Raw genomic sequence first — 8378 nt, forward strand, 5'->3', positions numbered from 1 at the left:
CCGAGGGCATTGTTGCCGTGCGCCGCCGCGATGCCGGCCACGTGCGTGCCGTGCGAGCTGGAGGGCACCGATCCGTCCATGGCGTAGGCATCCCAGCCGTCGTAATCGTCGATGTAGCCGTTGGCATCATCATCGATGCCGTTATTGGGAATCTCGTCGGTATTCTTAAACCACATAATATCCGGGTGCGCGATGTCGCAGCCGCCGTCCACGATCGCGACAACGATCGTATCGCCGGTCGAGGTCACGCCGCCGGTAGTAATATCCCACGCTTCCGGTCCGTCGATATCCGCATCGACGGTGCCGCCCGACTGCCCGGTGTTATGCAGAGCGTATTGCTCGTTGAAGCGCGGATCGTTCGGGTATGTCGCCCGCAACGCGATATGGTGATTGAACTGCGCCACCAGCACGGCCGGATGATCCTTGACGGCTTCCAGCAGCTGTTCGCGATCCGCCTTCTGCATCCCCGCATCGTTGAACTCATATAGCCAGACGTTGAGATCCGGCGACAGGAGCTCGACGGCGCGCAGATTGAAGGCGGCGAACGCCTCGTCAATCGACCGCGCCGACTCATAGCGATTCACCTGAATCATCATCTGATTCGGCTCGTAAGTCGGCTCGTTAAATGCCACGGGTTGGGACTGGGCAGTCGCGGCAAAGGCCACAAGCACCGCCAGCAACGCCAGGGCTCCGCGGAAAAGTCCGTGCGGACACAATAGCGCTCTTTGATTCATGGGTTGCTCCTATAGGTACCGGGTAGGGTGGGTTAAAACGTTCGTCATTTTCTCTTATCGGTGCATGGAAAAGACATCTTCGACCCGCCGGCGGGTCAACCGGAAGATCGACGTAAGTATATATCCAGCTTGACTAAAGCAATATAACTGCCAAAACGATCTTGTCAACGACTGTAGTACAAAAACGCCTCTTCCGTCCGCCTTTTCCCGCTGCGTCATCAGACGAAAAATGTGAAAATCATAGCGGCGCCACTGCACTTGCCGAAGTTTCCCGCGCTGCTCGATGCCAAGTAGACGTGCCGCAGTCACTTGCGAAGACGGCGTTATTTACAGCCGGCGCAAGGCGGCACCAAGTTGTTGAAGAAGTAGTTGACGAGGAAAACGGCGTCCCCGATATCGAGCCGCAGATTGCAGTCGACATCCGCTGAGGCGACCGGATCGGGTGCACTGCCATTGGCGAAGATGTAATTGACGATGAACACCGCGTCGGAGAAATCGACACGTTTGTTGCCGTCGGCATCGCCGCAGACGTAGGGCGGCTCATTGATCACGATCGACAAGCTCATCGTGTCCGACTGCTTGGGATTACCGGAGTCCTCGAGGACGAAGGTCATGTAGAAGGTGGCCGCGTAGGTCGGCGTGCCGGAGATTCTTCCAACCGGGCCGCCTTCCCAGTCGCAGCCGAAGGGGATGTCGCCGCCGAAGAGCATCCAGTTCAGCGGCGGGACGCCGTTGAGCGACGCCAACTGCGTAGCATACGGAAACCCCACGTGACCAGCAGGGAGACTGTCGGTCATGATGTGCAGGAGACCGTCGCACAGATCGCCGACGCCGTCCTCGTTGGAATCACGCTGGTTGGGATTGTAGATTTCCGGACAGTTGTCGCAGACATCGCCGTAGCCGTCGGCGTCGGTGTCCAATTGATCGGCATTGGCGGAATCGGGGCAATTGTCGCTTGCCGGACAGCCGGGGCTGACGATGCCGGGATTGCCGATGCCGTCGAAGTCGGTATCGACGCAGTTATCGCACACGTCGCCGATGTAGTCTTTGTCGACATCAAGCTGATCGCTGTTGGCGGTGCTGACGCAGTTGTCGCACAGGTCGGAGACCAGATCGCCGTCGCTGTCGGGCGTGCCGTTGCATTTCCAGCTTGCCAACACACCCGCCAGCCAGCAGTGCATCCGTCCCGCCTGCTGCGTCGTGAAGCGCGCCCAGCAGGGGTCGCTGGAGTAGCTCATGAAGTTGTCGCGGTCGGTCGGGGCCCATGGGATGCCGCCGCTGCAGCCGTCGCTCGAAGTGACCTCCGAGCAATAGTTGTTCAACGGTGTCGGCCGCGTGTCGGCGCAGAAGTCGCCGAGCACATCGCGATCGGCAGCGTCGACGCGCTCATAGCACGGACCGCAGAAGGCCACCTCCGATACACCGTGGAAAGTATGCCACAAGCCGAGGCAGTGGCCGACTTCATGCGAGAGTGTGCTGCTGGAGCGGAAGAAGTGCGGCGTGGTCATGACGATCCCGCCCTGCTTGGTCAGGCATTCGGGATCCCAGGGGAACGTACCGTACGAGTAACCGGGTTCGACGTAGCCGACGAAGACGTTGATCTGGTGTTCGGGATCGAGCGCGTACTGGTCCTTCATCGGGTAGAATTCGTTTTCGTCCATCGAGACATAGCGGCTGTCATTGACAAAGCGCCAGTCGTAGCTGAAGTGAATCCGCGACGGCTCATAGTCGCGATTGAGTTCCGCCATCTGGCTAATCACGGTCGCCTCGTCGGAAACCGCGCCCGAGCCGTCATCGTTGCGGAAGATGTGGATCATCAGGTGCAGGTGCGTAAACGGCGCATTCGGCGCAGGAATCGCCGCATTGCGGTTGGCCGGATCGTCGCACGGGCCCTCCAGCGGACAGGCGGCCAGATTCTTGTTCAGGCGCCGATCGTTCTTGGCGTAATAGTGCTCGGTCGTGCCGCACCAATCGCCCAGAAGCGAGGAGGTAAACAGACTGACGATGATTGCAGCTATGATGGCGAGCCGCTGATACCGAAGGCCGGGAATGCGCGAGAACATAGGGGCAAGACTTTATGCAGAAGGTTTAGCTCGGTTATCGCGACGGCGGACTTATCCCGCCGCGCGCAGAACAATCTGCCCGCAGTATAGCGATTTGATGGAAAGTGTCAAGACGGCGAATTCTGCCGCGCGCGAGCATCAACGGATGCGAACGCGGCCGGAAGTTCCGGCTGGCTCGCTGGCTGGTCGCGTCCGCCGGCCGGCTCGCGAAAACCGCGGAATATCAGGCGAATGCCGCGATCGTAGGTGAAGTAGTTCCACACCCAGTTGATCAGGACGACCAACTTATTGCGGAAGCCGATGAGATTCATCAAGTGAATGAAGATCCACAGCAGCCAGGCCGTGAAACCCTGAAAGCGCAGGCGGCCGAGATCGGCGACCGCGCGGTTGCGGCCGATCGTGGCCAGATCACCCGGATCGCGGTACACGAACGGCCGCATCGGCTCGCCGTGCAGCCGCCGCCGCAGATTGGCGGCCAGATGCCGCCCCTGCTGGATCGCCGGCTGCGCCACCATCGGATGGCCGCGTGAATACTTCTCGGTCGTCATGGTCGCGATGTCGCCGAGGGCGAAGATGTTCTCCAACCCATTGACTGCATTTTGTTCATCCACGTAGATCCGTCCGTTACGTGCCAGCGCTGTTGCCGGCAATCCCGCAATCGGCGCCCCCAGTACGCCCGCGGTCCAGATCACCGTCTCGCTGCGGATCGCTTTGCCGTCGGGCAGATGCACCTGGTGGCCGTCATAGTCGCTGACCGGCTTCCCTAACCAGATCGTAACGCCGAGGTTTTCGAGAAACTTGCGCGCGCTGTCGGAGGCCGCCGACGACATGGTCGGCAACAGGCGCGGCGCAGCCTCGATCAGGTGAATCTGCATGCGGCGCAAATCAAGCTCGGGGTAGTCGTTCGGGAGGATGTGCCGCTGGAGTTCGCCCAAAGCGCCCGCCAGCTCCACGCCGGTGGGACCGCCACCGACGATGACGAAGGTCTGCAAGGCATCGCGTTCGGCCATGTCGCTGGTGAGGAGCGCCTGCTCAAACCGCTGCAGGATGAAGTTGCGCAAATCGAAGGCGTCCTGAATCGATTTGAGCGTCATCACTTTGCGGCTCAATTCCTGATTGCCGAAGAAGTTGGGCTTGCTGCCGGTCGCGATCGCCAGATAGTCGTACCTGATGCGGCCGATGCTGGTCTCAATCTCGTTGCTCTCCGGGAAGACGCGCGTGACCTCGGCCATGCGGAAGATCACGTTTTTCTGTTTGCGCAGGATTTTCCGCAGCGGGTAGGCGATCGAGTCGGGCTCCAACCCCGCCGTCGCAACCTGATACAAGAGCGGCTGGAAGGTGTGGTAGTTGTTCTTGTCGAGCACGACGATCTGCAGATCGGCGCGCTTGAGGCCACGCGCCAGATTCAGGCCGGCAAACCCGCCCCCGACGATCACCAGCCGCGGCTTGTTGGTTACGGGGATGTTGAAGGTCATCGCCACCACTCCTTGCCATAGTTCTCTCCCAAATCAACGCAAAATAGAGCCGATTGTTCCATTTTTCACAAAGGATTTGCGGGGGGATCGATTCGCACAAAGAAAAAAACGGCGGACGTCAATGTCCGCCGTTCAAAGAACTCAATGAGTAAACTGATTACTTCGCGGTACCGAAGAATCCAAGCACGCCAATCATGATACCGAATTCGTTGCCGCTTACGCCGTCGCCTTCGAGTTCAGTGCCGCCGGCCGGTGTGTACTTAGCCTTGGCATTCTGCAGTTCGAAGTAGGCTTCGCCGTGCACGCCAAATCCGTTGGTCAGCATCCACACGCCGCCGCCGGAGAGACGAGCCTGATATCCGGTAGTCTTGGTCTCGTCCGTTCCTGACTCTTCAGTAAACGACGGAGTTTCCAACTTGTCCTGGGCGTAGACGAACGACCCGGAAATGAACGGCAAGAGTTTGCCCTTCGGATCGTCGGCGTTCTTCGCGGTCGGGAACCAGTAAACCTTCGGGCCAGCGCCGAAAGTGGTGGTCTTCGTGTCGCCCCACTTCCAGTTTTCAAACATGACAGTGGCGCCGATAGCGATACCCGGAGCCAGGAAGTAACCCAGAGTCGGGTTCAGCTGCAGGTAGGTCGGAGTGTCGCCGTTGCCATCTTTCCACAGGTCACCGCCGGACTTGGCAAAATTAGCCGTCCAGGCACCGTCCATGAAGAGCATTCCCTTGGCAACCGGGTTTTCGGCGAACGCGGAAGCCGCCATCGCCAGAACGAGCAGTGCGATCATGAATCGCTTCATTGTGTGAATCCTTTCGTTGATGTTTGGTCGTCTATCCATTCATTCCATCAATTACGACAGTAAGTACAATTTTCGTTGGTGTCCAGTTTGTGAAATCGTTCACCGTCCGCGCCTCGATCGCCGGCCATCTGCGGCCAAACAATCCAGCGGGACGACATCCATCCTTAGAAGTCGTGGCGGCGATCACTCTCCTTCGAATTCATCGAGTTAGCGCATTCCGGCCGAAGTCAAAGCGACCCGGCTCTCTCCATCTCGGAGCGAATTCAATCTCTTATATGTTTCAACGCAACAAAAATTTTCAACACATTAGGATCGTTTTAGTCGCTTTTTACGGAGTAATCTCTTTTCTGTCAACAGGTTAACTGGCATAGAATTGCCTGGGTAGGCACTAACCAGCCCAGGCAGAATCTCAGTACTTAGTGACGACTAATTCATCGGTGAGCCGGTGTTGCCCAGCCAGAAGTGCAGACCGACGGCAAGCTGCAACATGGTTACTGTCTCATCGGCCAGCACGAAATGGAGCCGGGGATTAACGAATAAGGACATCGTCCGGCCGACCATCTTCTCGTACATGATGCCGCCATAGATGCCGAACTCGGTGCTCTCGTCGCCGTAGATTCCGGCGCCGGCGTTCAAGAGCAGCATCGAGGCCTTCATGTAGCTGAGTGCATACAACCCGCTGAACAAGAAGTTGAGCTCGGTATCCGATTCGGAGATATCAATGCCCGGCCCTTCGGCACTGCCGGAATACCGCTGTACGTACAGGTCGCCGCCGATCATCATTTTGTCGGACAGACCGTAGTGAATGTTGCCGCCGAAGTTCAAGTTCGGGCCGTTGGAGTACTTGACGTTGCCGATTTCGTAGTCATCAAAGGCATCGCCGAAGCCGATCGTGTACCCGGCGTAGGGTCCGACCATCATGCAGCTCTTGAGCCCCTGCGCCGCCAGCGGACTGCAGGCGAGCATCGCAACGATCAGCGTCGACATCAGTAGTTTTCTCATGGGGTTCTCCTTTCGGATATGACAGGTAAAGCGTCTGCGAGTTTGAGTCTGCTCCGGCGGTTGCGGCCGCAAGTGGAGCGCGTTCCCACCGTACAAACATCGAGTAACGCGGTCAACAACAAACTTCTTCCCGAAAGCAAGACCGGGACCGGCCGTGCAGGCCAGTCCCGGTCTCAACTTCGTATCGTCCGCGCGGACTAATGTTTTTCTTCCGTCCGCGTTTTCTCGTACTCGGCGATGATCTTGTCGGCGATTTCGCGCGGTACCGGATCGTAGTGGTTGAAGCGCTGGATGTGCCGGCCGCGGCCGCCGGTCATCGAGCGCAGGCTGGTCGAATACTTGTACAGCTCTGCCAGCGGCGCCTGGCCTTTAACGCGCTGATACTTCCCGGCCGGTTCCATGCCCATGATCTTCCCGCGCCGCGAGGACATATCGCCCATGATGTCGCCGGTGTATTGCTCCGGCACCAGGATTTCGACGTCGTAGATCGGCTCCAGCAAAATCGGATTGCACTCGGTCGTGCCGGTCTTGAAACAAATCGACCCGGCGATCTTGAAGGCCATATCGGAGGAATCGACATCGTGATAGGATCCGTAGAACAGCGTCACTTTCACGTCGACCACTTTGTTGCCAGAGACGATCCCCTGCTCCATCGCTTCGATGATGCCCTTTTCGACCGAGGGGATGAACTTGGCCGGAATCACGCCGCCGGTGATGGCGTCGACGAATTCAAATCCGCCGCCGCGCTGCAGCGGCTCGAACTTGAGCGACACGTCGCCGTATTGCCCGCGACCGCCCGATTGTTTCTTGTAGCGATATTGTTTCTCGCCCTTGCGGGTGATGGTTTCGCGGTACGGGATTTTCGGCTGCACCAAGTCGACTTCGATCTTGTAGGCCGCTTTCAGCTTCTTGGTGATGACATCCAGATGCAGTTCGCCCTGCCCCTTGAGGATGGTCTGGTGCAACTCCGGATTGATTTCGTACTGGAAGGTCGGGTCTTCGTGCGTGAGCGCGGTCAGACCCGCGCTGATTTTGTCTTCTTCACCCTTCGAGGCCGCCACCGCCGCGAATTCGATCGTCGGTTCGGGGAACTCGATCGGCGGCAGCTGCAGAGCATTGGCTTTGGCGCACAGCGTGTCGCCGGTGCGCGTGTCGCGTAGTTTCACGAACGCGCCGAGGTCGCCGGCATGGACGCCCGGCATATCCTTGCGTTCCTTGCCGTTGAGCGCGAAGATCTGCCCGATCTTCTCGGCGTTGTTGTGATTGGCGTTGAAAACTTCATCGCCCGGCTTGAGATGGCCGGAGTATATCCGAAACAGCGACAATTCGCCGACGTGCCGCTCCGCCACCGTCTTGAAAATGAACACGGCCAGCGGCTGGTCTTCGCCGACTTTCATTGCGGCGACCTTGCCGTCGCGCAGGATGTTGATCTCATTCACGAAGTTCGGCGCCGGGAAGTAAGTCAGCGCGAAGTCGAGCAGCGCCGTCGTGCCCCGGTTCGAAGCCGCGGAGGTGATCAGAACCGGGAAGAGCACACGTTTGGCGATCGCCTTCCGCAGACCAGTATCCAGCTCGTCGGCCGACAACTCGCCGGCCTCGAAGAATTTCTCCAGCAGCGCATCATCCGCTTCCGCCGCCGCCTCCATCACCTTCTCGCGCGCCGCCTTGCAGGCTGCTTCCATGTCGCCCGGGATCGGCACTTCCTTGACGTTGCCGTCGGCGCCGTATTCGTAGCCCTTGAGTTTCAGGACGTCGACGAAGCCCTTCGAATTGAGCGCCTCGCCGATTGGAAGTTGCACCGGCAATGCGCGCGGCGACAGGATTTCTTGAATCTTATTAATGGTGGCAGCGAAGTTGACGTGCTCCTTTTCGATCTTGTTGACCACGATCGCCAGCGGGCACTTATACTTTTCCGCCATGTCGAAGGCGTATTCGCTGCCGGATTCCGGCCCCGAGAGTGCGTCCACAACCAGCAACGCCGTGTCGACGACGCGCAGACCCGAAACCACTTCACCGCAGAAATCGGCAAAGCCCGGCATATCCACCAAATTGAGCTTGCTGCCCTTGTACTCGACGTGCATCAGGGTGGCCGAAATGGAGATTTTCCGGCGCATTTCCTCTTCGCTGTAGTCCGAGACCGACGAACCGTCGTCCACCTTGCCCTGGCGCTGGATCGCCTTGGCCATAAACAGCAGTGATTCCGCCAGCGTCGTCTTGCCGCTCGAACCGTGTCCGACTATTCCGATATTGCGAATTTGCTCAGCAAGGTACTCTTTCAAGGTCAGCTCCTCTGTGGAAAAAGGCC

The 8378-nt window shown here is 58.7% G+C and carries 6 protein-coding genes; all 6 read right to left on the minus strand.

Going from position 1 to position 8378, the window contains the following annotated elements:
- Window positions 1–734, minus strand: a 734-nt coding sequence (locus IT585_14865) for a S8 family serine peptidase (GenBank protein MCC6964531.1), incomplete at its 3' end; no start/stop codon positions are given.
- 323 nt (window positions 735–1057) lie between these two features.
- Window positions 1058–2797, minus strand: a complete 1740-nt coding sequence (locus IT585_14870; GenBank protein MCC6964532.1) for a thrombospondin type 3 repeat-containing protein — start codon at window positions 2795–2797, stop codon at window positions 1058–1060.
- A 107-nt stretch (window positions 2798–2904) separates the two neighbouring features.
- Window positions 2905–4272, minus strand: coding sequence for an NAD(P)/FAD-dependent oxidoreductase (locus IT585_14875; GenBank protein MCC6964533.1), 1368 nt, complete (start codon window positions 4270–4272; stop codon window positions 2905–2907).
- 157 nt (window positions 4273–4429) lie between these two features.
- Window positions 4430–5071: a hypothetical protein gene (locus tag IT585_14880; protein MCC6964534.1), complete on the minus strand. Its 642-nt coding sequence runs from the start codon at window positions 5069–5071 to the stop codon at window positions 4430–4432.
- 426 nt (window positions 5072–5497) lie between these two features.
- Complete coding sequence (locus IT585_14885) at window positions 5498–6073, minus strand: hypothetical protein (protein MCC6964535.1); 576 nt, start codon at window positions 6071–6073, stop codon at window positions 5498–5500.
- A 197-nt stretch (window positions 6074–6270) separates the two neighbouring features.
- Window positions 6271–8352 (minus strand): elongation factor G, encoded by a 2082-nt coding sequence (gene fusA, locus IT585_14890; protein ID MCC6964536.1) that lies wholly within the window; start codon window positions 8350–8352, stop codon window positions 6271–6273.
- Between the last annotated feature and the right edge of the window lie 26 nt (window positions 8353–8378).

This window comes from Candidatus Zixiibacteriota bacterium (assembly GCA_020853795.1).
GTDB lineage: Bacteria > Zixibacteria > MSB-5A5 > CAIYYT01 > CAIYYT01 > JADJGC01.

What these genes read in the sequence shown, in the direction of transcription:
- IT585_14870 (MCC6964532.1), bottom strand. Translation starts at nt 2,797, where the DNA reads ATGTTCTCGCGCATTCCCGGCCTTCGGTATCAGCGGCTCGCCATCATA.
- IT585_14875 (MCC6964533.1), bottom strand. Translation starts at nt 4,272, where the DNA reads ATGACCTTCAACATCCCCGTAACCAACAAGCCGCGGCTGGTGATCGTC.
- IT585_14880 (MCC6964534.1), bottom strand. Translation starts at nt 5,071, where the DNA reads ATGAAGCGATTCATGATCGCACTGCTCGTTCTGGCGATGGCGGCTTCC.
- IT585_14885 (MCC6964535.1), bottom strand. Translation starts at nt 6,073, where the DNA reads ATGAGAAAACTACTGATGTCGACGCTGATCGTTGCGATGCTCGCCTGC.